Here is a 24,963-nt window from a genome sequence, read left to right on the forward strand (position 1 = left end):
TAGCCCCCGGCAATCCAGGGGGCTTATCTTCTCTTCGCCGTGAATTACACCTATGTCTACACTCAATCAACCTTCATCCCGTGATGCTGAGCCTGCACACTGGGGCGGTATTTTTGCCATGACCCTGTGCGTTTTTGTCCTCATTGCCTCGGAATTTATGCCCGTCAGTCTGCTTACGCCCCTCGCCAGAGATTTAGGGGTAACGGAGGGGATGGCAGGCCAGGGGATCGCTATCTCTGGTGCGCTGGCTGTCCTGACCAGCCTTTTTCTTTCCCGGCTTGCCGGGAATATGAATCGCAAACATCTTCTTTCAGGCATGACCGTCCTGATGGCGCTGTCAGGGATCATTATCGCCTTCGCCCCAAACGCTCTGATGTATATGGCAGGCCGGGCGCTGATCGGCATCGCCATCGGCGGTTTCTGGTCGATGTCTGCTGCCACCGCGATACGGCTAGTGCCTCAGCATCAGGTCCCTCGTGCGCTGGCGATTTTCAACGGCGGCAACGCGCTGGCGACGGTGGTCGCCGCCCCGCTGGGCAGTTATCTCGGCTCGACCATTGGCTGGCGCGGCGCGTTTCTTTGCCTGGTTCCCGTGGCGATTGTGGCATTCATCTGGCAATATTTTAGCCTGCCTGATATGGCCGGAAACCAGGGCCAGTCGCCACGTAAAAGTGTATTTCGCCTGTTCCACCAGCCTGCGGTTTCTGTGGGTCTGATGGCATGCGGCCTGTTCTTCATGGGACAGTTTGCCTTATTTACCTATGTGCGCCCCTTCCTCGAAACCGTCACCCACGTCAGTCCTTCCGGCTTATCGCTGATCCTGCTCACCATCGGTATCGCAGGTTTCATCGGCACGCTGATCGTCGCGCGGGTCCTGAATGCCGCGTTTTACCTCACCTTAATGGCCATACCGCTACTAATGGCGGTGATTGCGGGGGTATTAATCCTGACCGGGAACAGCCTGTGGATCGTGGCCCTGCTGTCAGGCTTCTGGGGAATGCTGGCAACTGCGGCCCCCACGGGATGGTGGACGTGGCTCGCCCGTACGTTACCGGAAGATGCCGAGGCTGGCGGTGGGCTGATGGTCGCGGTGATCCAACTCGCCATTGCGCTTGGCTCCACGGCGGGTGGCGTGGTGTTTGATACCTTTGGCTGGCAGAGTACCTTCGCTTTAAGCGGCATATTACTCCTGAGCGCAATGGCGCTGACTTTTACGGCGTCGCGTATTCCGAAATAAGGCATTATATTAACAAGGTTATTTTATTTAATTACAAAACCTCGCATACCTCCTGTTGAAATAATAATTAAGCAATATCCTGGTCAGCCAGCGACATCGCTTTGTTAGCGTGAGAATTCAGGCAAAGCTCAAACCGGAGGTATTCTTTGCTGATTAAATTAAAGAAAGAACGCACGCATCAGGAGGATCGCCGTCTTGCACTCTGGCTGGCCACCTCCGCGGGACTGCTGAATGCCATTGCGCTGGGTGCGTTCGGCTTTTTTCCCTCTCATATGACGGGCAATACTTCGCAGTTATCCAGCGAAGTTTCTTCTACCGATCTCAGCGATATTCTGTTTTTTGGCGCTATTATTCTCTCGTTTGTCACCGGCGCCATTGTTGCGCGGATTATTGTTATCTGGGGGATTATCCACAACGTCCGACTGGTATTCAGCCAGGTTCTGTTGGTTGAAGGGCTATTACTGGTCGGGGTATCCCTGTACGAAATGTATTTCCACTCCTCCGCCACGAATCAGGAGATCATTATTTTCCTGTGCGGGTTAATGGGAATTCATAATTCCACCTCCACTCAGCTGTCCGGCGGTCGGGTGAGATCCACGCACATTACCGGCACGCTAACCGACGCAGGCATTTCGCTGGCCTCGGTTATGGTCGCCATGCTGCGCCGGGACTATTCCAAAGACACGGCCGCGCAAAAAAGCCAGCTCACAACCCATCTAACCACCCTTTTCTCCTTTATTACCGGCGGGATCGCGGGGCTGATCCTGTTCAGAGCGTTTGGATTCCACGCGATGCTGGCGCTGGGCCTGTTACTGGTCTTCGTCGCCGCCTTCTCTATCGTCCGCATCTCGTGGCGTGTGCGAAAGGTGCGCGCTGCGCTCAGTCGACAGGTGTAATCATCCCGCCTTACGTGACGTTGTCACATAAAGCGGACTTCTTTAAGACTATTCTGCCTGCCCGCTGACAGCCCTTATGCCATAAGGCTTCATACAGGTTGTCACTAATTTCATAGGGTTACTGATTTCCCCCCGCCGCTGGAACCCTTCCGTTTCGCTTGCTATAGGTGAAGTACCCCTGCCGAAACATGGCATAACAACAGGCAACCGATGGTTGCTATAACGCATGCGCACAGGGAGACACACCGCAATGCACCCATTAGTTAAACGCTCGCTGCTTTTTGTCGGCGCAATTCTCGTGGTTCTCGCTCTCCTCACCTGGGGAATCGGACTGGAGACGATTAAGGCGCGCCAGGTTGACCTGCTCTACCTTGGGCAACAGCACCTCATTCTGGTCTTTTCATCAATGTTCTTTGCCCTGTTGGTGGGCATTCCAAGCGGCATTCTGCTAAGCCGTCCGGCCGCGCGTGGTATCGCCGAATATGTTATGCAAATCTTTAACGTAGGCAACACCCTGCCGCCGCTGGCCGTTCTGGCACTGGCGATGGTGGTGATTGGCATCGGTGATAAACCGGCCATTATCGCTCTCTTTCTGGCCTCTCTGCTGCCGATTGTGCGTAACACCTATGCCGGGCTGTGCTCTGTTCCCGCATCGTTGCTGGAAGCGGCCAACGGCATCGGCATGACCAAATGGCAGCGCCTGCGTCAGGTCGAACTCCCTAACGCCTGGCCGGTAATGCTCTCCGGTATCCGCATTGCCACTGCGATTAACGTCGGTACTGCACCACTGGCATTCCTGATTGGCGCCAGCAGCTACGGTGAGCTGATTTTCCCGGGTATTTATCTCAATGATTTCCCGACGCTGATCCTGGGCGCGGCGGCCACCGCCCTGTTCGCTCTGATTCTGGATACGCTGCTGGCGGCACTGGGTCGACTGCTCAGCCCGCATCTCGCGCGATAATTATAACAAGGAGCTTCTATGAGACTGTTTTCCGGCCTGACGGCGCTGTGCGCCGCTGCGCTCTTCTCCAGCCAGGCGCTCGCCGCGCCGCTGATCCTGGCGACCAAGAGCTTTACCGAGCAGCACATTCTTTCGGCCATGACCGTGCAATATCTGCAAAAGAAAGGGTTTCAGGTTCAGCCGCAGACCAATATTGCGACGGTGATTTCCCGTAACGCGATGATCAACAAGCAGATTGATATGACCTGGGAGTACACCGGTACGTCGCTGATCATCTTCAACCACATCAATAAACGCATGTCGCCGCAGGAGTCATACGAGACGGTTAAGCGCCTTGACGCGAAGCACGGCCTGGTGTGGCTTAAACCTGCCGATATGAACAATACCTATGCCTTTGCCATGCAGCGTAAGCGCGCCGAGGCTGAACATATCAACACCATGTCAGAGATGGTGTCAAAGATTGAGCAGATCCGTAAAACCGATCCGGATAACAACTGGCTGCTGGGCCTTGACCTGGAATTTGCCGGGCGTAGCGACGGGATGAAACCGTTGCAGGCGGCCTACAACATGGAGCTGGACCGTCCGCAGATCCGCCAGATGGATCCGGGGCTGGTCTATAACGCGGTGCGCGACGGGTTTGTCGATGCAGGGCTGATCTACACCACCGACGGACGCGTGAAGGGCTTCGATCTGAAAGTGCTGGAAGACGATAAAGGCTTTTTCCCGAGTTACGCCGTGACGCCAGTTGTACGTAAAGACACGCTGGAGGCCAACCCGGGGCTGGCAGAGGCGCTGAACACCCTCTCAGCCCAGCTGAATAACGACGTTATCACCGAACTGAATAAGAAGGTGGATATCGACCATCAGTCACCGCAGCAGGTCGCCCGTGATTTCCTGCGTAGCAAACAGTTGCTGTAGGAGGCGCTATGGAGACGATTCACTATATTCTCGACAACTGGGACTATCTCTTAACCCTGACGCTGCAACATCTGTGGCTGGTGGCACTCGCCGTGGGCCTGGCGATTATTATTGGTGTGCCGCTGGGCATTTTAATTGTTCGCCATAAATGGCTGGCAACGCCGGTGCTGGGGATTGCCACCATTGTGCTCACCATCCCGTCTATTGCGCTTTTCGGCCTGATGATCCCGCTCTTTTCGCTGATCGGTCAGGGCATTGGCGCCCTGCCCGCGATTACGGCGGTATTCCTCTATTCGCTGCTGCCCATTGTGCGCAACACCCACACGGCACTCGACAGCCTGCCGCCGGGCCTCCGTGAAGCAGGACGCGGCATCGGCATGACCTTCTGGCAGCGTCTGCGCTGGGTGGAAATCCCGATGGCGCTGCCGGTGATTTTTGGCGGCATCCGCACCGCCGTGGTGATGAACATCGGCGTCATGGCAATTGCCGCCGTGATTGGCGCGGGCGGTCTGGGCCTGCTGCTGCTTAACGGTATTGGCGGGAGTGATATTCGTATGTTGATTGCGGGCGCGCTGATGATTTGTCTTTTAGCGATTGTGCTCGACTGGTTGCTGCACCGTTTGCAGGTGGTACTGACTCCGAAGGGGATTCGATAATGATAAAACTGGAAAACCTCACCAAACAATTTTCACAGAAACACGGCCAGACGTTTAAGGCCGTCGACAACGTCAATCTGAACGTACCTGAAGGGGAAATGTGCGTGTTGCTCGGCCCGTCCGGCTGCGGGAAAACCACTACCCTGAAGATGATCAACCGTCTCATTACGCCAAGCAGCGGGACAATCCTGATTAACGGCGAAGACACCAGCGGAATGGACACCGTGACCCTTCGTCGCAACATTGGCTACGTGATCCAGCAGATTGGCCTGTTCCCGAACATGACCATCGAAGAGAACATTACCGTCGTGCCGCGCATGCTGGGCTGGGATAAAGCGCGCTGTAAATCCCGTGCCGAGGAGCTGATGGATATGGTGGCAATGGATCCGCATAAATTCCTTCACCGCTATCCGCGCGAAATGTCCGGCGGTCAGCAGCAGCGTATCGGCGTCATCCGCGCGCTGGCAGCGGATCCACCGGTCCTGCTGATGGATGAACCCTTCGGTGCAGTCGACCCGATTAACCGTGAGGTGATCCAGAACCAGTTCCTGGAGATGCAGCGCAAGCTGAAAAAGACCGTGATGCTGGTAAGCCACGATATTGACGAAGCGCTGAAGCTGGGCGACCGTATTGCCGTTTTCCGCCAGGGTCGTATCGTGCAGTGCGCCAGCCCGGACGAACTGCTGGCGAAACCCGCGAATGAGTTTGTCGGCTCGTTTGTTGGTCAGGACCGGACGTTGAAACGCCTGCTGCTGGTCTCGGCGGGCGACGTCACCGACCAGCAGCCGACCATTACGGTACGCGAATCAACGCCGCTGCCGGAGGCCTTCGCCACCATGGATGACAACGATATTCGCGCCATTACCGTGGTTGATGAGCACGGCAAACCGCTCGGCTTTGTGAAGCGCCGCGAAGCGCGTAACGCCAGCGGCAGCTGCGGGGATATTCTGCATCCGTTCCGCATGACCGGTAAGGCCGAGGACAACCTGCGCGTAGTACTTTCTCGTCTGTATGAGAGCAACACCAGCTGGATGCCGATTGTGGACGAGGACGGGCGCTATAACGGCGAGATTTCCCAGGATTATATCGCGGAGTATTTGAGTTCAGGGCGTACGCGCCGGGCGTTGAATATTCATAGCGAGAGCTAAGCACCAGAACCGAATCGAGGGCTATTAAAACATAGTAGCCCTTCGTGCCGCGTCATCATTCCAGCAGGAAAAATAGTTAAGATCTTAAATTCCTCCTTCAGAGATCTGTAAGGTAATATCCTCTGAAACAAAACTTTTCCCCACTAACCACTCGAACCGAAGCGCCTGATTTTTGCTTAGATTATAACCCCCAATACCACACGTTTCGCCTGTTCACTTGTAACATACTGAATACGCCTACCAGCGAAGCTCTGACGTTAGCATGAAGGTTATAGACCTCACGCTATCCGCCACATCATAATTAATTTGCATACTGGCAGGAATATCGTAATCCTTTACCTCATAAAGGTCTGTCCAGCCATAATCCTTATTCATAACAGTGTAAGGCGGCGCACTTCGTAGAGGCTTACCAAGATTTTCATTAACCCATGTGCGTGACATAGATGCCTGCAAAGGTGCTGGTAGTTCATTAGGAAATGTCCAACTGGACGCAGGTTCGTGCTGAATTCTGAGTGTGACAGATTTCAGTATCCGGCCCTCCCGCCAGAAAGAAAGAAAAATTCCTTCATGAGCCATTTCGAGATTAATGGTTGGCGTTCCAGAAGCTCCCTTAGGAGGAGACTTATACGGAATTAAATCCTTATCAAGCATAAATTGATAAGATTTACCCAGACTATTTATCAGCGCTTCAACGTTTACCGTCATTTGTATAACCCCGTTTCAGTGTTTATTTTATGCATTTTTACCCTTGCTGCTTCGATCTGGATTTCGGTCGCTCCATGTTCTTTCAATGCCGGTTTTATGGCATCTAGATTGCGGTCAGCTGCTGCCCTGAGGTTCCTCGAGTCAAGCTCAATTTGTATAGGCGTATTACGTCCACCATATGTCTCGCTTATTTTTTGATGCATATTTTTCGGGATTACGATGGCAGCAACTTTATCAGTCAGCGCAAGTATTTCGTCATCGTCTAGCAACGGATAATTGGCTCTCAGACAGGCATCAACGGCAGCTCTTGACGGCATATGATCCGCCTCATATTTCCCCTGCCGCGAACGGCGTTTAAAGTCACTGTATAGCTCGACTTCCAGAAACTCCACCGGCGGTTTGCTCAGGTAGATATACATCGGCGGCTGATCAGGGAACGGCAGGATCAGAATGTAATCCGCGAAACTCTTTTCCGCCGGTGCCGGGCTGGTGGTCGCCGTTATTCTGGTGTTATCCGGCAGAGGGTCAACAACCACCGGGTTCGGCAGTACCGGCCGCGCCTGGTTGCCGGTATTCCACGGCGTTTTCGTGTCTGTCCGGTCAGGCGTCCAGACGATGGTGATACGTGGTTCTTCCTCCGTGGTGAAGGTGTACGCCTGCTGTCTGCTGTCATACTCCATTTTTCTGACGCGCACACTGTCCCGGCCAGGTGGTGTGTGCCATCCATGCGGCACCGGGTTCCCCCTGCTGTCGTTCTCCCACGTATAGCGAACACGGCTCGGGGCTTCGTTCATCTGCTCCAGGCGCATACGGTCAATGAAGTCCTGTTCGCCGTCATTCAGCCTGCCGGGCATCATCCCCACCAGCAGACCTGCCACGGGTGCACCGGGTCCGGCAACAGCGCCACGCACAGCCCAGGTGCCGTAAGTCAGTACCCTGCCGCTTATCAGCTCCAGCAGGCTTGCGCCTGCCGTGGCCGTCTGCGCCCGTGCAGCAGCAGACGCGACGGCAACGGCGGCCTGGTAATCCAGTTCCTCATGGTTGCCGTTCCACCAGCGCCAGAGAGCGCTGCGCCTCTTCGGTCCGGGAATATCTTCCGGCTTTTTCTTTTTAGCAGTCTGTGCGTGCTGCGGAGCATCTGAGTCGGTTGCGGAGTCGCTGGCGGGCATGGTCTGAAAAAATGCCATATCGGCAAAATTCGTGTGGGGTTCGCGCTGGTCACCGGCATCATTGCAGCCATCGCCGCGCAGACAGGATTTTGCGAATACCCGGTTGCGCTCCCTTTCCTCCTCCCTGCGCTTTTCTTCGGCCTGCTTTTTCGCTGCCAGCTTTGCGGCGTGTTCTTCCCTAGCAACATCAACCGGGTCACGTCCACGTCCCAGCCACTGACCGGCCGGGGCAATCACCCTGTTCGAACCCGGTGGACACCCACAATGCACTTCTGACCCATGAACGGCTACGGGTACACCGTGAAAACTTACGCGTGGCTCACCTGATACGATCACTCCCCGTTTTCCGCATCTGGGGCAGGGGGTGGTTTTATCACCTACCCTGAGAATTCTGCGGCCAAATTCAGTGCTGTCCGTGATGGAAGCAATACATCTGGCGCCGGTGGTTGTCCTGTCATTTTCGAGTGCCTGCCCCCGTCCATAATTATCGGTACGGTATCCCATTTGCGCATATTCTCTATCCCTGGAAAATGGATCTCATTTTACCACCGCCGCCATCAGAGTAAAAACGTTTGATTTCAATAGATTAAACATTGAAACACCCTTGAGATTATCCTGCATTTATTAAGCTAACCGCAGCCCTGTTTATTCCCTTCCAAATCCGCACGCATACCTTTTGCTAACCTCACGTTTTCCCATCACAATATTGTTTTGTTCTCACGTAATCACGACCTCATGCAACGTCTTCACGCATACCCCGACATCCGCGCGATGTTTCGCCGTCTCCTGATTGCTACCGTCACCGGCGTGCTGGCGGCGCTGGCCGTTGCGGTGTTCCGCCACAGCATGTATCTGCTGGAGTGGCTGTTCCTCAGCAACGAAAGCGGAAGCCTGGTGAACGCCGCAGCCGCGTTATCGCCCTGGCGCCGGGCACTGACGCCTGCGCTGGGTGGTCTGGCCGCGGGAATGCTGCTGTGGGGATGGCAGCGCATGACGGCCCAACGTCCCCACGCACCCACCGATTATATGGAAGCGCTGGAGACGGGTGACGGGCAGTTTGATTACGGCGCCAGCCTGGTGAAATCCCTTGCGTCGCTGCTGGTGGTCGCCAGCGGCAGCGCTATTGGTCGTGAAGGCGCCATGATCCTGCTCGCCGCCCTCGCCGCATCCTTTTTTGCACAACGTTGTACGCCGAAATCGGAATGGAAACTGTGGATCGCCTGCGGTGCCGCCGCCGGGATGGCCAGCGCCTATCATGCGCCGCTCGCGGGCAGCCTGTTTATTGCAGAGATCCTGTTTGGCACGCTGATGCTGGCCTCCCTCGGCCCGGTGGTGATTGCTGCTGTGGTGGCCCTGCTTACCACGCGACTGTTAAGTCCCGGCGCAAACACGCTTTATGCGGTGCACCTGAGTGAGACATTAACAGCCGCAGATTACGCGCTGATAGTTGGCGTGGGTCTGCTGGCTGGCGTTTGCGGCCCGCTGTTGATGTGGCTCATGGCGGCCAGCCACAGGCTGTTTCTGCGCCTTAAACTTTCACCGCCGTGGCAGCTGGCGCTGGGAGGGCTGATTGTCGGACTGCTGTCGCTGCTGACGCCGAAGGTATGGGGGAATGGCTACAGCGTGGTTCAGGCGTTTTTGCAGTCGCCGCCGCTGCTGTCGGTGATTGCCGGGGTCTTTATCTGCAAGCTGCTGGCGGTGCTGGCAAGCAGCGGATCCGGCGCACCGGGAGGCGTGTTCACGCCGACCTTGTTCGTCGGTATGGCGACGGGAATGCTGTTTGCACAGATAGTTGCGCTGTGGTTTCCCGGGTCTGAGACGGCGATCCTGCTTGGGCTGGCGGGAATGGCGACGCTGCTCGCCGCCACAACGCATGCGCCAATCATGTCGGCCTTGATGGTATGTGAAATGACCGGGCAGTATTTTTTACTTCCCGGTTTGCTGGTTGCCTGTGTTGTGGCGTCGGTATTATCGAGAACGCTACGCCACGACTCGATCTACGGCCAGCATACCGCCGAAAGCCGAGAGATCGATGTAGTGCGCTAATTCGCGCTGCTCGGCGCGAGGCAGATAAGGCAGCTCGCCCACCAGCGGGCCAGGCAGTTTTTTGCTCAGCACGTCGATGATTTCAGCGTAGTGCGCAAGGCCCGGGTTAATACGGTTCGCCACCCAACCAATCAGCGGCAGGCCGTCATTGGCGATAGCCTGTGCCGTCAGCAAGGCATGGTTGATGCATCCTTCCTGAATGCCCACAACCATAATCACCGGCAATTGCTCCTGCACCACCCACTCGGAAAGGGGACGTAAATCGTTCATCAGGCTGCGCCAGCCGCCGGTCCCTTCAAAGACAACGTGGTCAACCTTTTCACTCAGATTTGCCAGGCCATCAGAAAGCAGGCTGTAGTTGATAAGCCCACTATGGGCAACGCTGCTTTCCTCTTCGCTTAACGCGATAGGATTGACAGCATCATAAGGCAGGTCCAGAGACGAGACGCTTTGCAGAACCAGGGCGTCCTTATTGCGCAGCCCTTCCGGCGTCTCTTTACTGCCTTTTGCAACCGGCTTGTATCCTGCAACGCGTTTACCGCTTGCCGCCAGGGCCTGAAGTAGCGCGCGGGATACGACTGTCTTCCCGACAGACGTATCCGTACCAGTAATAAAGAAACGCTTAAGCATGACTCATTCCACCTCTTGGGTATGCTTCAAAAAAAATATAAACCAGGTAAATAATTCAGTGGGGAAAGTCTACGGGAAGCATGCGCTACCCGGCTTGAGATAGCGCAATTTTTCGTACATCTCTGGAAAAGAGTTAGCCCTGAAGCAAGCGAATCAGCAACGAGCCGTTGTACATCGCATCTTTTACCAGCGCGGCACCGGCCATCGTGCCCTGGTTGGAAAATTGCGTACTCTCGACCACGATATTTTTGCTATAAGCGGGCAGCGCCTGCTGGTTGATGCAGGCGGAAATCGCCGGAAAGAGGATATCCGCCGCCTGGCTGAGCGGGGAGCCAATCAATATTTTTTGCGGGTTAAACAGGTTCACCATAATGGCCAGAATGCGCCCGACATTATTGCCCACGCCGGTAATGATGTCCTTCGCCAGCAGATCGCCCTGCCTTGCCGCCGTGCACAGGGCGTCGACGCTCAGCGGTTGCCCGTGCAGCGTGGAGCTCATCGACTGGCTGAGCCGCACCTGCGCCAGTTCCAGCACGCTTTCGACGCTGGCAATTGTCTCCAGACAGCCATGGTTACCGCAGTAGCAGCGTTTTCCGTACGGATCGACCTGCGTATGGCCGATCTCCACCAGGCTACTGCTGCCAGCATGCAACAGACGCCCGTCGGTGATCACACCAGCGCCAACGTTGTGGTCAATCACCACCTGAATCACGTCCCGCGCGCCACGGGAGGCGCCAAACAGCGCCTCCGCCATTGTCCAGGCGCTGATATCATGCTGAATATAGACCGGCACACCGGTGTGGTTTTCCAGCACTTCGCCCAGCGGCATCTCTTTGACGTTTTCATAAAACGGCATGCGGTGCACAATGCCATTTTCAGTATCAATAATTCCCGGCAGGGTGATCGCAATCGCGGTTAAACGTTCAAGGCGCTGCTGATGACGAATAAAGAACTGGTCGATATGGGTCAGAATGGCATCGAGAAGGGGTTGCTCTGCATCGAGCGGGAGGTCCAGCCGGTCTTCCACCACCAGCTTGCTGCTGAGGTCGCGTAGCGCCAGGAAGATCTCCCCACGGCTGATGCGCAGTGACAAATAATGCCAGGCTTCCGTTTCCACCACCAGCCCGACCGCCGGACGGCCACGGCTGCCCGGCTCCTGAATTTCTGTCTCCTGGACCAGATGGGCTTCCAGCATTTCGCGGACAATCTTGGTAATACTGGCGGGTGCCAGTTGTGCCAGGCGCGAAAGATCGATACGCGAAACCGGACCAAGCTGATCAATCAGGCGATAAACGGCGCCCGCGTTGGTCTGCTTGATCTGATCGATATGCCCTGGCTGACTATCAGCAACCACCTCGTACTCCCTTATTTTCGAGCTTCGAAATAAACTGAGGGCTATGGTGAAGCACTTCAATGGCTGACGTCAAATTTTTACTTAGCCATGTGATTTACTGCACATTTTTGCCCGCTTTTCCCTATAAATAACGCCCGTGAGAAGCGGTAATTAACTGTTCTTTGAAACGCTGTGCCGCATGGCTCTGCTCATGATGTTTAGACCACACCAGCCACATCTCCGAGACCGCATCCTGCTCGGCAATCGTCACCCAGCGCATTTCCGGCAGTTGCACCCGTTTAAACGAGGCCGGAAGAATCGACACGCCAAGCCCTGCGGCAACGAGACCAATGATCGTCATGGCTTCCCCCACCTCCTGCGCGATAGTCGGGACAAGGCCATATCGCCGCATCAGACCCAGAATATCGTCGTACAGCCCGGTACCTACCTGTGGATCAAAAAAGACAAACGGCTCTTTCGCCAGTTCAGCCAGCGTGACGCTGTGCTGCGCGGCGAGCGGATGATCCCGGGGGATCATCGCCATCAGCGGTTCGCGCAGGATCACCTGCCACGCCAGGGTATCGGGCAACTGGGTGTTACGCATCAGCCCCAGGTCGAGCGAGCCTTCATTAAGCGGCGCTATTTGCTCCCGGGTATTTATTTCGCGCGTCTGAATATGCACATCCGGAAAGTGACGGCGAAACGAGGATAGCGTTTCTGAAACGGCGCTGATAAAGGGGGCCGATGACGTAAAGCCGATGCGCAACTCCCCCGCCTCACCGAGATAAAGCCGTTCCGCTCTGGCGGCGGCGTCCTGCACCATGCTCAGGATCTGTCGACTATCAGCGAGAAACTGTTTTCCCGCCGCCGTCAGGCTCACGCTGCGGTTGGTTCGCGCCAGCAGACGCGCCCCTACCTGCTGCTCCAGGATCTGGATCTGCTGGCTTAGCGGTGGCTGGGAGATATTCAGCCTGGCCGCCGCACGACCAAAATGCAGTTCTTCGGCAACGGCGACAAAATAGCGCAGATGGCGCAGCTCGATATTCATATTTATAAAGTATCATTTGAGATTATTAATATATTAGACAGAATATTTACATTTGTCCTACCCTAATCTTGTGGTCATACCCGTCACCAGAAACCACGGGGATGTATAAGCAAGGATTATGTGTGAGCCGTACAACAACTATTGATATCGCACCGGCCAGCGACATCGATGATTTACCCGCAGCACCGCAGCCGGTTCAGTTTATAAAACGTGGTACTCCCCAGTTTATGCGCGTCACGCTGGCGCTCTTCTCAGCGGGTCTCGCCACTTTCGCCCTGCTCTACTGCGTTCAGCCGATCCTGCCCGTTTTGTCGCATGAATTTGGCGTGTCGCCAGCCAGCAGCAGTATTTCGCTCTCCATTTCAACCGGGATGCTGGCGATTGGTCTGCTGTTCACCGGGCCACTTTCGGATGCCATCGGGCGTAAGCAGGTCATGGTAACGGCGCTCATGCTGGCATCCGTGTGCACCTTGCTTTCTACCATGATGACCAGCTGGCACGGCATTCTGGTCATGCGCGCGCTGATTGGATTATCCCTCAGCGGCGTGGCGGCGGTCGGGATGACCTATCTCAGCGAGGAGATCCACCCGAGTTTCGTGGCCTTCTCCATGGGGCTGTACATCAGCGGGAACTCTATCGGCGGGATGAGCGGACGCCTGCTCAGCGGTGTGTTTACTGATTTCTTTAACTGGCGCATTGCGCTGGCCGTTATCGGCTGCTTCGCCCTTGCTTCGGCGCTGATGTTCTGGAAAATTCTGCCGGAATCGCGTCATTTCCGCCCAACCTCCCTGCGTCCGAAGACGTTGTTTATCAACTTTCGCCTGCACTGGCGCGATCAGGGGCTACCCCGTTTGTTCCTGACCGGCTTCCTGCTGATGGGGTCGTTCGTGACGCTGTTTAACTACATTGGCTATCGATTGATGCTTTCCCCGTGGCATCTTAGTCAGGCATTGGTGGGTTTGCTCTCTGTGGCGTATCTCACCGGGACATGGAGTTCGCCAAAAGCGGGCGCCATGACCGCGCGCTTCGGCCGTGGTCCGGTGATGCTGGTTTCCACCGCCGTGATGCTGTTCGGACTGCTGATGACGCTTTTCTCTTCTCTGTGGCTGATTTTTGCCGGAATGCTACTCTTCTCTGCTGGCTTCTTTGCCGCGCATTCCGTTGCCAGCAGCTGGATTGGCCCGCGCGCGCGCCGCGCTAAAGGTCAGGCTTCGTCCCTGTATCTGTTCAGTTACTATCTCGGTTCCAGCATTGCCGGTACGCTCGGCGGGGTGTTCTGGCATCACTACGGCTGGAACGGCGTGGGCGGATTTATCGCGCTGATGCTGTGCGCGGCGTTGCTGGTGGGCGCGAGCCTGCATAACCGTCTGAAATAGATTAACTTTATCCCCCGCATGAACGTAATTGTGCGGGGCTTGTTTTTGACGTTAATTATGCTTAATTTAAAATTAAGCATAATCAATGTGTTATTACCATTTCGTGTATTTATCACCCTTCCCTCTCTCTGTAAGCTCATCGACTCCATTCTATGAAAAGAGGGATTTAAAATGGCTATTCCAGGCAACATGTGGTTGTACGATGACGGTGGTGCACTGATCAAAGGCGGTTGCGACGTACAGCAGAGGGAGTACAGCATTGAATTTAAAGGTTTTCACCATAATCTTTCCACGCCGACCGATAATCTGACAGGTAAACCTACAGGTAAGCGCATCCACTCCCCGATGATGATTGTTAAGGAATTCGATTACTCATCACCCTATCTCTATAAAGCAGTCGCCACTGGTCAAGCTCTGCAAAAAGCCGAACTCAAGTTCTACAAGATTAATGATGCAGGTCTGGAAGCGGAGTACTTCAATATTCTTCTCGAGGACGTGCGGATTGTTTCGGTATCACCTGCAATGGCCGCGCCGGGCGACAATAATAACAACCACCTCGAAACGGTTGAATTGCGCTACGAGAAAATCACATGGAAACATAACGATGGAAATATCATTTTCTCTGACGCATGGAATGAGCGGGCGACAGCGTAACTGGGGTATAGGTATGGATACAACGGAAGAGATTAACGGAACTTATTTCTACAGAGGCCATTCAAACGTCACTCCGGGCGAGTTACTTGAGATTATTTTTCTGGAGGAATTCTGTATGGAGTTGGGGATAGATGCCGTTTCTGGTGCGGCTATTTTGGGTGGGCAACCGTGGCTAGGTACTCGGGCAAAACCTAAAGGCGCTACTCTGGGGACAAGCGTTGTTTCAAAGTACGCTCGAATAATTTTACGGGACGCACGTCTTCCTTTCGGGATAAAGATCCCCACACCCGTTGGAGTCAGGATGCAGTCAACTAACAAACTTGCGGCAGTCATTGGCCGCTACATTCCCTGGTTGGGGTGGGCCTCCCTTGCACTTACCCTTCATCGAGTTTCAACGCGTACGCAAGAAAAATACAATTTAATTGCACGACCAAAAGATCGCATAGCGTGGACATCTTTCTAATGAGTATTGTAGACGACGTATTATTTATGTTTCGGGATGAAATTCCAGGCTATCTGGATGACCATTGGAAAGAGGTTCCGCTTGAACTCGATTCTGATTTATTCGGTTCACCCGGCGATGACCTTCACGATGCGTTAAACCGGTACGAGAAAGAGTTTAACGTGGATTTATCTGGTGTTAACTGGTCTCGTTATTTCCCCTGGCAGAACACACCATTACTACAGCGCTGGTTTAAGCTTAAACGGGAAGAGGTGGAAGCAACCCGCATCCCGTTAACCGTAAGAATGTTTGCTGAGTCCGCAAAAGCTGGAAAATGGCTCTACGACTGAATTGATAGGGGCTTCACGCCCCTGACATCAAAAGTGCACGGTTCCTCTTTAAATCGCGTTACACTCCCCAGACACTTTCAACCGAACGAGAACAATAACTATGCAGAAAAACGTTTCTTATCAACAACTCACCCGCACCTTCCAGCGCCTCTCCCGCTTCTCTCACCTCTCCTCCATCGCCAGCTGGGACATGTTTACCATGATGCCGCCCGGCGGCAGCGCCGCGCGCGGTGAAGCGCTGGCGGAGATGAGCGTTCTGCAACATCAGATCCTGACCGATAAAAAAGTGGGTGAATGGCTGGCGGCGGCGGCAGACGAAGATCTGAACGACGTTGAGCAGGCCAACCTGCGTGAAATGACGCGCCACTACCAGCAGGCCACTTTACTGCCGGAATCGCTGGTGGAGGCCAAATCGCTGGCGGGCAGCAAGTGTGAACACGCCTGGCGCACTCAGCGTCCGGCCAACGACTGGCTGGGTTTTTCAGCCAACCTGAAAGAGGTGGTGAAACTCAGTCGTGAAGAAGCCCGCCTGCGCGCCGAGGCCAAAGGCTGTACGCCTTACGACGCGCTGCTGGATATTTTCGAACCCGACATGACCAGCGCCCGCCTGGATGGGCTATTTGGCGATCTGAAGTCCTGGCTGCCGGAGTTACTGGCAAAGGTTGTGGAAAAACAGGCGCAACGATCGTTCGTTCCGCCACAGGGTCCCTTCCCGACCGCCACCCAGCGCGAGCTGGGCCTGGAAGCGATGAAAATGCTTGGCTTCGATTTTAACGGCGGTCGTCTGGACGTAAGCGCCCACCCGTTCTGCGGCGGCGTGCCGGAAGATGTGCGTATTACCACGCGTTACGACGAAGATGAACTCCTCAGCGCGCTTTTCGGCGTGATCCACGAAACCGGACATGCCCGCTACGAGCAAAACCTTCCGCGAGCGTGGGCCGGTCAGCCCGTTGCGCTGGCGCGCTCTACGGCGATCCATGAATCCCAGAGTCTGTTCTTTGAAATGCAGCTGGGCCGCAGCGACGCTTTCCTTAAGCATCTGCTTCCGGCGGTGCATGCCCGTTTCGGCAGTCAGGCGGCATTCAGTGAAGAGAATTTTATTGGCTGGAACCAGCGGGTTAAGCCGGGATACATCCGCGTTGATGCGGATGAAGTGAGCTACCCGGCACACGTGGTGCTGCGCTATGAGATCGAACGCGCGCTGATCAATGGCGAAATTGAAGTGGATGACATTCCCGCGTTATGGGATGAGAAAATGCAGGCATGGCTTGGGTTATCCACCAAAGATAACTATCGCAACGGCTGTATGCAGGATATCCACTGGACCGACGGCGGTTTTGGCTACTTCCCGTCTTACACGCTGGGAGCAATGTATGCGGCACAGCTGTTCCATGCCGCTAAAACTGCGCTGCCCGGGTTGCAGGCATCCATTGCCGCGGGTGACTTCTCGGCGCTGTTCGACTGGCTGCGTCAGAATATCTGGCAGCACGGCAGCCGTTTCAGCACATCGCAGTTAATCACTCAGGCCACGGGTGAAGATCTGAACATCCGTTACTTCCGCGAACACCTGACGTCCCGCTACCTGTAACCGAACGCGCCGGGGTGCTGCCCCGGCGTTGTACATATGGTTACACGCCGATACCAATCACTCACGGAAACCCCGAATTTACAGGGATATAGTCATCTCAACGGCCCCGCAGTGGGGTTAAATGAGAAACCAAATTCGAGGGTATGAAAATGAAAAAAGTATTAGCTCTGGTTGTTGCCGCTGCTATGGGTCTGTCTTCTGCTGCATTCGCGGCTGAAACTACCGCCACCGCAGCGCCTGCGGCATCCACCGCGGCTCCGGCCAAAACGGTTCACCATAAAAAACATCACAAAGCGGCTAAACCAGCGGCAGAACAGAAAGCGCAGGCCGCGAAAAAGCACCACAAAAAAGCGGCTAAACCTGCGGTAGAGCAGAAAGCCCAGGCAGCTAAAAAGCATCACAAAAAAGCGGCAAAACACGAAGCGGCTAAACCTGCTGCACAGCCAGCAGCGTAAGAGTACAAGCTTAACCGTGCCCTTCGGGGCACGTTGGTAAACCGGCGCTGAACGGGTTTGCGGTCAGCGCCGTTTTTTTATCCGGAGGGCGTATGCTGCGGCGCTATCGGTTTGAGTTCATTCTTATCCTGCTAATTTTATGCGCGCTCATCGCCAGCCACTTTTATCTTTCCTGAATGTAGCACGCTGATTTTACTCCCACTTTCTCGCCGTCGCGTCTATAGTATTTTCATAGGGTTCACTTTTAATAATCATAATTACCCCCACCAGAGTGTGATATGCGTAAATCTGTTGTGTTATTACTTGGAACGTTTAGCCTTTTTGCTGGCTTTTCACATGCGGATGATGGCGATGATGACGCCATTAGCGCTAAAGAGGTAAAGACGCTGTTTTTTGGTCATGACGATCGTACGCGTGTCACCGATCCTACCGACTCGCCCTGGGATGCCATCGGGCAACTGGAAACCGCCAGCGGCAACTTATGTACCGCAACCCTCATTACGCCACGCCTTGCGCTGACGGCGGGTCATTGCCTGTTAATGCCGCCTGAAGGTAAACCGGATAAAGCGATCGCCCTGCGCTTTGTGTCGCAAAAAGGGATATGGCGCTACGAAATTCACGGTATTGAGGGACGGGTAGATCCGTCGCTCGGTAAACGCTTAAAACCGGATGGCGACGGCTGGATTGTGCCGCCCGGGGCGGCATCCTGGGATTTCGGGCTGATCGTTTTACGTTATCCGCCGTCCGGGATCACCCCGCTGCCGCTCTTTGATGGCGATAAAGCCGCGCTCACCGCCGCCCTGAAAGCCGCCGATCGGAAGGTGACGCAGTCAGGCTACCCTGTTGATCACCTTGATTCGTTGTACACCCATACGGACTGCGTGGTGACGGGCTGGGCGCAAAACAGCGTGCTGTCGCATCAGTGCGATACGCTACCGGGTGATAGCGGATCGCCCCTGATGTTAAAAACCGATAACGGCTGGCAGCTGATTGGCGTTCAAAGCTCTGCTCCGGCAGCGAAAGACCGCTGGCGCGCCGATAACCGGGCGTTATCGGTGACCGGTTTTCGCGACAGGCTGGAAGCCCTGGCGCAACAGTAGGTCACTCAGGCCAGTTTAATCATGATCATGCCAGCGTGCAGTAATGCCAGCCCTATCCAGCCTTTATTGTTTAAACGCTGCCCGAACATAATCCAGCCTGCCGCGAGGGTGGCGGCAATACCGAAGCCCCCCCACAGCGCATAGGCCACGGACAGATCGATGCCTTTCACCGCCTGTGACAGGGCGCTAAACGCCCCCAGAACCGCGGCAATCGATAACAGGCCGTAGACTTTGCGACGAAAACCGTCGGAGAACTTCAGAAAGACGTTGGCAATAATTTCCAGAACGATGGCGAAAGCCAGCCAGGCCGCGTGGATCCATTCAAACTGCTGCATGGGTCTGCTCCTTCTGCTGTTTTGCCGGTTTGCGTGTACCCGATTTAATCAGCACGATACCTGCGACCAGGGTTGTCAGCCCGGCAATTTTCATTGTCGTCAGGGTTTCATCAAATAACATGACGCTGAACAGCGTAATCAATAAAATGCCAATACCTTCCCACAATGCGTATGCCACGCCCAGCGCGATTTTTTTAACCGCGAAAGAGAGGAAAATATAGGAAAGCGTAATCATGACCAGCATTAAAATAAATCCGGTGCTGCCATCACTCACGCTTGCCCATTTCATCGACAAGGTGCCGGTAATTTCAGCGACGATAGCCAGAGCTAATAAAATCCAGTAAAACATGTTTTTCTCCTGCTTGAGAATATAATCCATCGCGGCTCGCTGCGAACAGCAAACCCAAAAAATTGGGAATTAAATCAGTTAGCTAAGCGCATAGCGCCAGCTCAGGCAGAAGACGTGACTATAGCGCGGAACGCCAGTGTTGCTCACCAGAAAGCAGGCAGAGGGAGGTAGAAAACAGAGCAGAGTTGTTTGAAAAATACGTCCTGAACAAATTGTCCATAAAATTACAATTATCCGCGGTGTTGCTTCTCGTCTTTGCGGATGAAAATTGTCCTCGGTAGTTGAACACGCCTGATTTGTATCATAAGCCAGGAATTTACTCAAAGCCTTTTCATTTCTTTACCCAGTCTGTTTGATTTTGGTTAGTTTTTTTAATCCGCTTTCCCCTTTATTATAAATAAAAACTTCTCAGGAACGTCCATGGCTAAACCCATTATCACCCTCAACGGGCTTAAGATTGTCATCATGCTGGGAATGCTGGTGATCATTTTGACCGGCGTTCGTTTTGCGGCCGATATCATCGTGCCCTTTATCCTGGCGCTTTTTATCGCGGTGATCCTCAATCCACTGGTGCAGCGAATGGTGCGGCTGCGCATCCCGCGCGTGCTGGCGATTAGCCTGCTTATCAGTATTATTATCGTCGCGATGGTGCTGTTAGTCGCCTATCTGGGCACTTCCCTGAACGAACTGGCGCGGACGCTGCCGACATACCGTTCTTCCCTGGCGACTCCGCTGCTGCAAATTGAACCCTGGCTGCAACGCGCGGGTATTGAGGTCTCGGTTGAGGAACTGCTTAAATACGTCGATCCGAATGCTGCCATGACGATTGTCACCAGCCTGCTGGCGCAACTCTCTAACGCCATGACCTCGATTTTCCTGCTGTTCCTGACGGTCGTGTTTATGCTGCTGGAAGTTCCTCAACTGCCTGCAAAGCTCCAGCACATCATGGTGCGTCCGGTAGAGGGAATGGGCGCCATACAGCGCGCGCTCGACAGCGTTTCACGCTATCTGGTGCTGAAAACGGCCATCAGTCTGGTGACGGGGTTAGTGGTCTGGGGGATGCTCGCCGCGCTGGATGTGCGTTTTGCCTTCGTCTGGGGTCTGCTGGCCTTTGCGCTCAACTATATTCCTAACATCGGCTCCGTGCTGGCGGCGATCCCCCCTATCCTTCAGGTGCTGGTTTTCAGCGGTTTGTATGATGCCCTGATTCTGCTGGCAGGCTATCTGGTGATTAACCTTGTTTTCGGGAACATTCTTGAACCACGGATAATGGGACGCGGGCTGGGGCTTTCTACACTTGTTGTGTTCCTGTCCCTGATTTTCTGGGGCTGGCTGCTGGGGCCTGTCGGCATGCTGCTCTCCGTTCCGCTGACAATTATTGTCAAAATTGGCCTGGAGCAGACCGCCGGTGGACAAAGTATCGCTGTACTGCTGAGCGACATGAGCCATAAGGCCGATTAATTGTCCATCGACAGCATGGGCTTGCCCGTTCTTCCCGCTTCGCGATAGTTACCCAATGCCCGCTGCCATGCCGACAGCGGGTAGAGGGTAACTTCGCTGCACTGGCTGGCGCGCAGTTTAGGCCAGATGCGCCGAAACTCCGCCTGCCACGCCTCAGCGCTGAGCGCGTCCAGGTAGTTACGAATGTGAAACCACGCCACCCGCGGCAAGGCCCGCTGCTGCCGGAACGTCTGCCCGGAGAGCAGCCCGTAGCAGACAAACGTGCCGCTTTCAGGCATCACGTTCAGGATCGTCTCCGCCAGGCTGCCGCCCGTGGCGTCGTACACCACCTCTGCCCGCGCGGCGGCGGCGTTGACGGCGGCCGTATCATGTTGCGCAATCGGGACGATCCCCAGTTCAGCCAGACGTTGAGCGTGGACGGGCGAACGATGGATCCCGTAAACCGCCTCTGCCCCCGCCTGGCGTGCCCATTGCCCGAGCAGAACGGCGCAGTCAGAACCGGCAGCGGTGAGCAGCACCGTTTTCCCGACCGGAGGATAGCGGTCCAGCATCATCTGTGCGGCAAGCGGGTTGATATACGCCCGCGCGGCAAGAAGCGAGTCGACGTCGTCCGGGACGGGAACCGCATACGCCACCGGGCAATCGACATAACGCTGCCAGGTACCCTGCCCCCGTAACGGCAGTACCCGCCTGCCCAGCAGCGCCGGGTAAGCGGCGGGCGCTTCGGTCACTATTCCGACGCCCTCATAACCGGCTACCGCAGGCAGCGGCGTGCGATGGCGATACGCCCCGGTGATGGGGATGAGATCGGAGGCGTTAACCGGAGAAAAGAGCATGCGCACACGTATCTCTTCCGGCTGTCGCGGCGACAATGGCGTGGTTTCCGCTTGCAGCACCGATTCAGGCTCACCAAACCGGCGATACCAGAGGGCCAGATTACGCATTGCGATCGCGCCATCCCATTTCCGGTGCGACATGTTTCAGGATGGACTCAATGACATGGGCGTTGTATTCCACGCCCAGCTGATTCGGCACGGTAAGTAACAGCGTATCCGCTTCCGCGATCGCTTCATCTTTTTTCAACTGGTCAATCAGCTTGTCTGGCTCTGCGGCGTAGCTGCGTCCGAAAATGGCCCGCGTTTTCTCATCCAGATAGCCCACGCTGTCGCTCTCATTGCGGCTTGAACCGAAATACATCCGGTCGCGATCGTCCATCAGGGCAAAAATACTGCGGCTGACCGAAACGCGTGGCTGACGCGTATGCCCGGCCTCAGCCCAGGCCTGTCGGTAGGCACGGATCTGTTTTGCCTGCTGAATATGGAACGGCTCGCCGGTTTCATCATCTTTCAGCGTTGAGCTTTGCAGGTTCATCCCCAGTTTTGCCGCCCATACTGCCGTTGCATTAGAGCCAGCCCCCCACCAGATACGATCGCGTAAGCCTTCTGAATGCGGCTCCAGACGCAGCAATCCCGGCGGGTTTGGGAACATCGGCTGTGGGTTAGGCTTCGCAAACCCCTCACCGCGTAATACATCAAGCAGTACCTCAGTGTGGCGGCGCGCCATATCAGATTCATTTTCCCCTTCCTGCGGCACGTAACCAAAATAACGCCAGCCATCAATCACCTGCTCCGGGGAACCCCGGCTGATACCAAGCTGTAATCGCCCGCCGGAGATGAGATCTGCCGCGCCAGCATCTTCCGCCATATACAGCGGATTTTCATACCGCATGTCGATCACGCCCGTCCCGATTTCGATGCGTTTGGTTTTTGCGCCTATCGCCGCCAGCAAGGGGAATGGCGAACTGAGCTGGCGGGCAAAGTGGTGCACACGGAAATAAGCGCCGTCCGCGCCCAGCTCTTCGGCGGCGACCGCCAGATCGATGGACTGTAGCAGCGTGTCAGCCGCGGTTTGCGTGCCGGACTGGGGTGACGGCGTCCAGTGACCAAACGACAAAAATCCGATCTTTTTCATAGTGGAGTATCCTGATAAAGCATTGCGTTATCCCTACTCTACGCATTAACGGATGAGAATAAATGGTGATTATTTCACGGAATGCTTCAAATAAACTGACAGAGATACGCAGATGACACGCATCCTTCCCGCAGAGGAGGCATTCTCCTGGCATCTCATAATGGGATATAGTGTGAGTTATCTTTTTTTAACAGGTAACATCAGCAATGGCTCTGATCCCCAAAAACTACGCACGGCTGGAAAGCGGCTACCGTGAAAAAGCGCTAAAAATCTACCCCTGGGTTTGTGGACGCTGCTCGCGTGAGTTTGTTTATTCAAATCTTCGTGAACTCACGGTTCACCATATCGACCACGATCACACCAATAACCCGGAAGATGGCAGTAACTGGGAACTGTTGTGCCTGTTTTGTCACGACCACGAACACTCAAAGTACACCGAAGCGGATCAGTATGGCACCACCGTTGTCGCGGGTGAGGATGCGCAAAAAGACGTGGGTGTCGCCACGTTTAACCCCTTTGCCGATCTCAAGGCGATGATGAACAAGAAGAAGTAATATCGACGGCTTCACTGCCCATACCTGTCGTATGGGCACTTATATTCCTTCAACATTTCATTAAATACCCTTTCCGCCAGCTTTGCCTCGCCGCCATTCTGGACATAACCCTCTCCCTCCTGCCCCCTCCTCGTTCCCCCTTGATCTTTGCTATCAACATACAATACTGTATATAAATACAGCATCAATTAACGGTGATCATAATGCAGTTTTTCACACCAACTGGCGATACCAGAGCGAGCTGACCATGTTTGCACTGTGTGATGTGAACGCTTTCTATGCGTCCTGTGAAACGGTTTTTCGCCCGGATCTGAAGGGACGGCCAGTAGTGGTGTTGTCCAATAACGACGGGTGCGTCATCTCTCGCTCCGCTGAAGCCAAACCCTTTGTGAAAATGGGTGAACCGTACTTCAAACAGAAAGATCGCTTCAGGCATCATGGCGTGGTTTGTTTCAGCAGTAATTATGAACTTTACGCGGATATGTCCAACCGGGTCATGAACACGCTTGAAGCGATGTCGCCTCGTAGCGAAATATACTCAATTGATGAGATCTTTTGCGATCTTACCGGGGTGCGTAATTGTCGCGATCTTGCCGATTTTGGGCATGAAATGAGAGCGACCGTTCTGCAACACACCCATCTGACCGTCGGGGTGGGTATCGCCCCCACAAAGACGCTGGCGAAACTGGCAAATCACGCAGCGAAACGCTGGCAACTCCAGACGAGAGGCGTTGTTGATTTGTCCAATGTGGATCGTCAGAGAAAGCTGATGGCGGCGCTTCCCGTCGAAGAAGTGTGGGGTGTAGGACGTCGCATAGCGAAGAAGCTTGAAATAATGGGGATTAAGACCGTCCTGCAACTGGCAGACACCGATATCCGGTTCATCAGAAAACATTTTAATGTCGTGCTGGAGAGAACGGTGCGTGAATTACGGGGGGAGCCGTGTCTTGAACTGGAAGAGTTTGCCCCGGTAAAGCAAGAAATCGTCTGTTCGCGCTCGTTTGGCGAACGCATCACGGAATATGAAGATGTACGCCAGGCCATCTGTAGCTATGCCGCCCGGGCAGCAGAAAAACTTCGCAATGAGCATCAGCATTGCCGATTTATCTCCGTATTTGTTAAAACCTCACCCTTCGCCCTTAACGAACCGTATTATGGCAATAGCGCGTCGGTAAAACTGCTCACCCCAACCCAGGATAGCCGGGACATTATCGGCGCAGCTGTTCGTTGTCTGGATGCGGTCTGGAAGAAGGGTCATCGGTACCAGAAAGCCGGAGTGATGCTGGGAGATTTTTATAGCCAGGGCGTCGCGCAACTTAATCTGTTCGACGATAACGCCCCCAGGAAAAACAGCCAAAAGTTAATGGATGTATTAGACCATCTGAATGCTGAAAATGGCCGTGGCACGCTCTACTTCGCGGGACAGGGTATACAGCAGCCGTGGCAGATGAAACGGGAAATGCTTTCACCCCGCTATACCACCCGATTCGCTGATCTTCTTACTGTTAAGTGATATTAACAATTGCTGCTAAGTTGTAAATTTCCCCTTGCCGGACAGGACAAATCGGTTATCGTGCCAGG

Annotated in this window: 28 protein-coding genes; 18 read left to right on the top strand and 10 right to left on the bottom strand. The window is 54.7% G+C overall.

The features are described 5' to 3' along the window. The first annotated feature begins 52 nt into the window (after positions 1–52). The 6 genes from BH712_RS03390 to osmV all read left to right on the top strand — a co-directional run bounded on the left by BH712_RS03390 (position 53) and on the right by osmV (position 5,816). Positions 53–1,237, top strand: a complete 1,185-nt coding sequence (locus tag BH712_RS03390; protein ID WP_006808871.1) for an MFS transporter — start codon at positions 53–55, stop codon at positions 1,235–1,237. A gap of 146 nt (positions 1,238–1,383) precedes the next feature. Next, on the top strand, positions 1,384–2,133 hold the full coding sequence (locus tag BH712_RS03395; protein ID WP_006808872.1) for a YoaK family protein: 750 nt from the start codon (positions 1,384–1,386) through the stop codon (positions 2,131–2,133). Between the two features lie 250 nt (positions 2,134–2,383). Beyond that, positions 2,384–3,094 carry an osmoprotectant ABC transporter permease OsmY gene (osmY, locus tag BH712_RS03400; protein ID WP_006808873.1) on the top strand — a complete coding sequence of 237 codons (711 nt, stop codon included), beginning with the start codon at positions 2,384–2,386 and terminating at the stop codon, positions 3,092–3,094. 18 nt (positions 3,095–3,112) lie between these two features. After that, complete coding sequence (gene osmX, locus BH712_RS03405) at positions 3,113–4,012, top strand: osmoprotectant ABC transporter substrate-binding protein OsmX (protein ID WP_006808874.1); 900 nt, start codon at positions 3,113–3,115, stop codon at positions 4,010–4,012. Between the two features lie 8 nt (positions 4,013–4,020). Next, a complete protein-coding gene (gene osmW, locus BH712_RS03410; protein ID WP_006808875.1) occupies positions 4,021–4,668 on the top strand; it encodes an osmoprotectant ABC transporter permease OsmW in 648 nt (215 codons plus the stop codon). Next, positions 4,668–5,816: an osmoprotectant ABC transporter ATP-binding protein OsmV gene (osmV, locus tag BH712_RS03415; RefSeq protein ID WP_003857446.1), complete on the top strand. Its 1,149-nt coding sequence runs from the start codon at positions 4,668–4,670 to the stop codon at positions 5,814–5,816. Before osmW ends, osmV begins: the two co-directional genes overlap by 1 nt. Positions 5,817–6,053: 237 nt before the next feature. On the opposite strand, the gene BH712_RS03420 is transcribed toward osmV, so the two are convergent. Both BH712_RS03420 and BH712_RS03425 read right to left on the bottom strand, forming a co-directional pair. After that, on the bottom strand, positions 6,054–6,521 hold the full coding sequence (locus tag BH712_RS03420; RefSeq protein WP_006808876.1) for a DUF6392 family protein: 468 nt from the start codon (positions 6,519–6,521) through the stop codon (positions 6,054–6,056). After that, the gene (locus tag BH712_RS03425; protein ID WP_032673487.1) at positions 6,518–8,194 is read right to left on the bottom strand and encodes an S-type pyocin domain-containing protein; all 1,677 of its coding nucleotides are present in this window, start codon (positions 8,192–8,194) and stop codon (positions 6,518–6,520) included. Before BH712_RS03425 ends, BH712_RS03420 begins: the two co-directional genes overlap by 4 nt. 231 nt (positions 8,195–8,425) lie before the next feature. On the opposite strand from BH712_RS03425, the gene clcB reads away from it, so the two are divergent. Further along, positions 8,426–9,736, top strand: coding sequence for a voltage-gated ClC-type chloride channel ClcB (gene clcB / locus BH712_RS03430; protein ID WP_006808878.1), 1,311 nt, complete (start codon positions 8,426–8,428; stop codon positions 9,734–9,736). Here the strand turns inward: clcB and bioD are convergent. The 3 genes from bioD to BH712_RS03445 form a co-directional block, all read right to left on the bottom strand. Then, positions 9,671–10,366: a dethiobiotin synthase gene (gene bioD, locus BH712_RS03435; protein WP_006808879.1), complete on the bottom strand. Its 696-nt coding sequence runs from the start codon at positions 10,364–10,366 to the stop codon at positions 9,671–9,673. The two genes, clcB and bioD, sit on opposite strands and share 66 nt — an antisense overlap. Positions 10,367–10,499: 133 nt before the next feature. Then, positions 10,500–11,720 carry a sugar metabolism global transcriptional regulator Mlc gene (gene mlc, locus BH712_RS03440; protein ID WP_032673489.1) on the bottom strand — a complete coding sequence of 407 codons (1,221 nt, stop codon included), beginning with the start codon at positions 11,718–11,720 and terminating at the stop codon, positions 10,500–10,502. Between the two features lie 121 nt (positions 11,721–11,841). Then, the gene (locus tag BH712_RS03445; protein WP_006808881.1) at positions 11,842–12,747 is read right to left on the bottom strand and encodes a LysR family transcriptional regulator; all 906 of its coding nucleotides are present in this window, start codon (positions 12,745–12,747) and stop codon (positions 11,842–11,844) included. 122 nt (positions 12,748–12,869) lie between these two features. Here BH712_RS03445 and BH712_RS03450 point away from each other — a divergent pair, with 122 nt between their 5' ends. The 8 genes from BH712_RS03450 (at position 12,870) to BH712_RS03480 (ending at position 18,712) form a co-directional block, all read left to right on the top strand. Then, positions 12,870–14,123 (top strand): MFS transporter, encoded by a 1,254-nt coding sequence (locus BH712_RS03450; protein ID WP_032673490.1) that lies wholly within the window; start codon positions 12,870–12,872, stop codon positions 14,121–14,123. A 171-nt stretch (positions 14,124–14,294) separates the two neighbouring features. After that, positions 14,295–14,777 (top strand): Hcp family type VI secretion system effector, encoded by a 483-nt coding sequence (locus BH712_RS03455; protein ID WP_006808883.1) that lies wholly within the window; start codon positions 14,295–14,297, stop codon positions 14,775–14,777. 13 nt (positions 14,778–14,790) lie between these two features. Continuing rightward, positions 14,791–15,240, top strand: coding sequence for an STM2901 family protein (locus BH712_RS03460; RefSeq protein WP_006808884.1), 450 nt, complete (start codon positions 14,791–14,793; stop codon positions 15,238–15,240). Further along, positions 15,225–15,569: a DUF1493 family protein gene (locus BH712_RS03465; protein ID WP_102765923.1), complete on the top strand. Its 345-nt coding sequence runs from the start codon at positions 15,225–15,227 to the stop codon at positions 15,567–15,569. The genes BH712_RS03460 and BH712_RS03465 overlap by 16 nt, the downstream gene beginning before the upstream one ends. Before the next feature lie 100 nt (positions 15,570–15,669). Then, positions 15,670–17,157 carry a carboxypeptidase M32 gene (locus tag BH712_RS03470; RefSeq protein ID WP_006808886.1) on the top strand — a complete coding sequence of 496 codons (1,488 nt, stop codon included), beginning with the start codon at positions 15,670–15,672 and terminating at the stop codon, positions 17,155–17,157. 149 nt (positions 17,158–17,306) lie between these two features. Beyond that, the gene (asr, locus tag BH712_RS03475) at positions 17,307–17,612 is read left to right on the top strand and encodes an acid resistance repetitive basic protein Asr (RefSeq protein ID WP_003857459.1); all 306 of its coding nucleotides are present in this window, start codon (positions 17,307–17,309) and stop codon (positions 17,610–17,612) included. Positions 17,613–17,704: 92 nt separating this feature from the next. Beyond that, positions 17,705–17,788, top strand: coding sequence for a small membrane protein YdgU (gene ydgU / locus BH712_RS25350; protein ID WP_057979992.1), 84 nt, complete (start codon positions 17,705–17,707; stop codon positions 17,786–17,788). 102 nt (positions 17,789–17,890) lie between these two features. Beyond that, positions 17,891–18,712 carry a trypsin-like serine peptidase gene (locus BH712_RS03480; RefSeq protein ID WP_006808888.1) on the top strand — a complete coding sequence of 274 codons (822 nt, stop codon included), beginning with the start codon at positions 17,891–17,893 and terminating at the stop codon, positions 18,710–18,712. A 5-nt stretch (positions 18,713–18,717) separates the two neighbouring features. Here the strand turns inward: BH712_RS03480 and mdtI are convergent, their stop codons facing one another. From mdtI to BH712_RS25355, 3 genes are all read right to left on the bottom strand, one after another. Then, a complete protein-coding gene (gene mdtI / locus BH712_RS03485) occupies positions 18,718–19,047 on the bottom strand; it encodes a multidrug/spermidine efflux SMR transporter subunit MdtI (RefSeq protein WP_006808889.1) in 330 nt (109 codons plus the stop codon). After that, positions 19,034–19,396: a multidrug/spermidine efflux SMR transporter subunit MdtJ gene (mdtJ, locus tag BH712_RS03490; protein ID WP_015570633.1), complete on the bottom strand. Its 363-nt coding sequence runs from the start codon at positions 19,394–19,396 to the stop codon at positions 19,034–19,036. The genes mdtI and mdtJ overlap by 14 nt, the downstream gene beginning before the upstream one ends. Positions 19,397–19,514: 118 nt before the next feature. Next, complete coding sequence (locus BH712_RS25355; protein WP_006808891.1) at positions 19,515–19,685, bottom strand: protein YdgV; 171 nt, start codon at positions 19,683–19,685, stop codon at positions 19,515–19,517. Between the two features lie 131 nt (positions 19,686–19,816). On the opposite strand from BH712_RS25355, the gene BH712_RS03495 reads away from it, so the two are divergent. Continuing rightward, positions 19,817–20,857, top strand: a complete 1,041-nt coding sequence (locus BH712_RS03495; RefSeq protein WP_006808892.1) for an AI-2E family transporter — start codon at positions 19,817–19,819, stop codon at positions 20,855–20,857. Here the strand turns inward: BH712_RS03495 and BH712_RS03500 are convergent. Further along, positions 20,854–21,801 carry a zinc-dependent alcohol dehydrogenase family protein gene (locus tag BH712_RS03500; protein WP_006808893.1) on the bottom strand — a complete coding sequence of 316 codons (948 nt, stop codon included), beginning with the start codon at positions 21,799–21,801 and terminating at the stop codon, positions 20,854–20,856. The two genes, BH712_RS03495 and BH712_RS03500, sit on opposite strands and share 4 nt — an antisense overlap. Then, complete coding sequence (locus BH712_RS03505; protein ID WP_006808894.1) at positions 21,794–22,828, bottom strand: LLM class flavin-dependent oxidoreductase; 1,035 nt, start codon at positions 22,826–22,828, stop codon at positions 21,794–21,796. The genes BH712_RS03500 and BH712_RS03505 overlap by 8 nt, the downstream gene beginning before the upstream one ends. A gap of 206 nt (positions 22,829–23,034) precedes the next feature. On the opposite strand from BH712_RS03505, the gene yajD reads away from it, so the two are divergent. Then, the gene (yajD, locus tag BH712_RS03510) at positions 23,035–23,382 is read left to right on the top strand and encodes an HNH nuclease YajD (protein ID WP_006808895.1); all 348 of its coding nucleotides are present in this window, start codon (positions 23,035–23,037) and stop codon (positions 23,380–23,382) included. A 247-nt stretch (positions 23,383–23,629) separates the two neighbouring features. Then, complete coding sequence (locus BH712_RS03515) at positions 23,630–24,895, top strand: Y-family DNA polymerase (RefSeq protein ID WP_006808897.1); 1,266 nt, start codon at positions 23,630–23,632, stop codon at positions 24,893–24,895. Positions 24,896–24,963: the final 68 nt, after the last annotated feature.

The organism is Enterobacter hormaechei ATCC 49162 (assembly GCF_001875655.1).
Lineage (GTDB): Bacteria > Pseudomonadota > Gammaproteobacteria > Enterobacterales > Enterobacteriaceae > Enterobacter > Enterobacter hormaechei.

Bases quoted from the DNA above. Each gene is read 5' to 3' on its own strand.
- BH712_RS03390 (WP_006808871.1), top strand. From the start codon at position 53: ATGTCTACACTCAATCAACCTTCATCCCGTGATGCTGAGCCTGCACAC.
- osmY (WP_006808873.1), top strand. From the start codon at position 2,384: ATGCACCCATTAGTTAAACGCTCGCTGCTTTTTGTCGGCGCAATTCTC.
- osmX (WP_006808874.1), top strand. From the start codon at position 3,113: ATGAGACTGTTTTCCGGCCTGACGGCGCTGTGCGCCGCTGCGCTCTTC.
- osmW (WP_006808875.1), top strand. From the start codon at position 4,021: ATGGAGACGATTCACTATATTCTCGACAACTGGGACTATCTCTTAACC.
- osmV (WP_003857446.1), top strand. From the start codon at position 4,668: ATGATAAAACTGGAAAACCTCACCAAACAATTTTCACAGAAACACGGC.
- BH712_RS03420 (WP_006808876.1), bottom strand. From the start codon at position 6,521: ATGACGGTAAACGTTGAAGCGCTGATAAATAGTCTGGGTAAATCTTAT.
- BH712_RS03425 (WP_032673487.1), bottom strand. From the start codon at position 8,194: ATGGGATACCGTACCGATAATTATGGACGGGGGCAGGCACTCGAAAAT.
- clcB (WP_006808878.1), top strand. From the start codon at position 8,426: ATGCAACGTCTTCACGCATACCCCGACATCCGCGCGATGTTTCGCCGT.
- bioD (WP_006808879.1), bottom strand. From the start codon at position 10,366: ATGCTTAAGCGTTTCTTTATTACTGGTACGGATACGTCTGTCGGGAAG.
- BH712_RS03445 (WP_006808881.1), bottom strand. From the start codon at position 12,747: ATGAATATCGAGCTGCGCCATCTGCGCTATTTTGTCGCCGTTGCCGAA.
- BH712_RS03455 (WP_006808883.1), top strand. From the start codon at position 14,295: ATGGCTATTCCAGGCAACATGTGGTTGTACGATGACGGTGGTGCACTG.
- BH712_RS03460 (WP_006808884.1), top strand. From the start codon at position 14,791: ATGGATACAACGGAAGAGATTAACGGAACTTATTTCTACAGAGGCCAT.
- BH712_RS03470 (WP_006808886.1), top strand. From the start codon at position 15,670: ATGCAGAAAAACGTTTCTTATCAACAACTCACCCGCACCTTCCAGCGC.
- asr (WP_003857459.1), top strand. From the start codon at position 17,307: ATGAAAAAAGTATTAGCTCTGGTTGTTGCCGCTGCTATGGGTCTGTCT.
- ydgU (WP_057979992.1), top strand. From the start codon at position 17,705: ATGCTGCGGCGCTATCGGTTTGAGTTCATTCTTATCCTGCTAATTTTA.
- BH712_RS03480 (WP_006808888.1), top strand. From the start codon at position 17,891: ATGCGTAAATCTGTTGTGTTATTACTTGGAACGTTTAGCCTTTTTGCT.
- mdtI (WP_006808889.1), bottom strand. From the start codon at position 19,047: ATGCAGCAGTTTGAATGGATCCACGCGGCCTGGCTGGCTTTCGCCATC.
- mdtJ (WP_015570633.1), bottom strand. From the start codon at position 19,396: ATGTTTTACTGGATTTTATTAGCTCTGGCTATCGTCGCTGAAATTACC.
- BH712_RS03495 (WP_006808892.1), top strand. From the start codon at position 19,817: ATGGCTAAACCCATTATCACCCTCAACGGGCTTAAGATTGTCATCATG.
- BH712_RS03500 (WP_006808893.1), bottom strand. From the start codon at position 21,801: ATGCGTAATCTGGCCCTCTGGTATCGCCGGTTTGGTGAGCCTGAATCG.
- BH712_RS03505 (WP_006808894.1), bottom strand. From the start codon at position 22,828: ATGAAAAAGATCGGATTTTTGTCGTTTGGTCACTGGACGCCGTCACCC.
- yajD (WP_006808895.1), top strand. From the start codon at position 23,035: ATGGCTCTGATCCCCAAAAACTACGCACGGCTGGAAAGCGGCTACCGT.
- BH712_RS03515 (WP_006808897.1), top strand. From the start codon at position 23,630: ATGTTTGCACTGTGTGATGTGAACGCTTTCTATGCGTCCTGTGAAACG.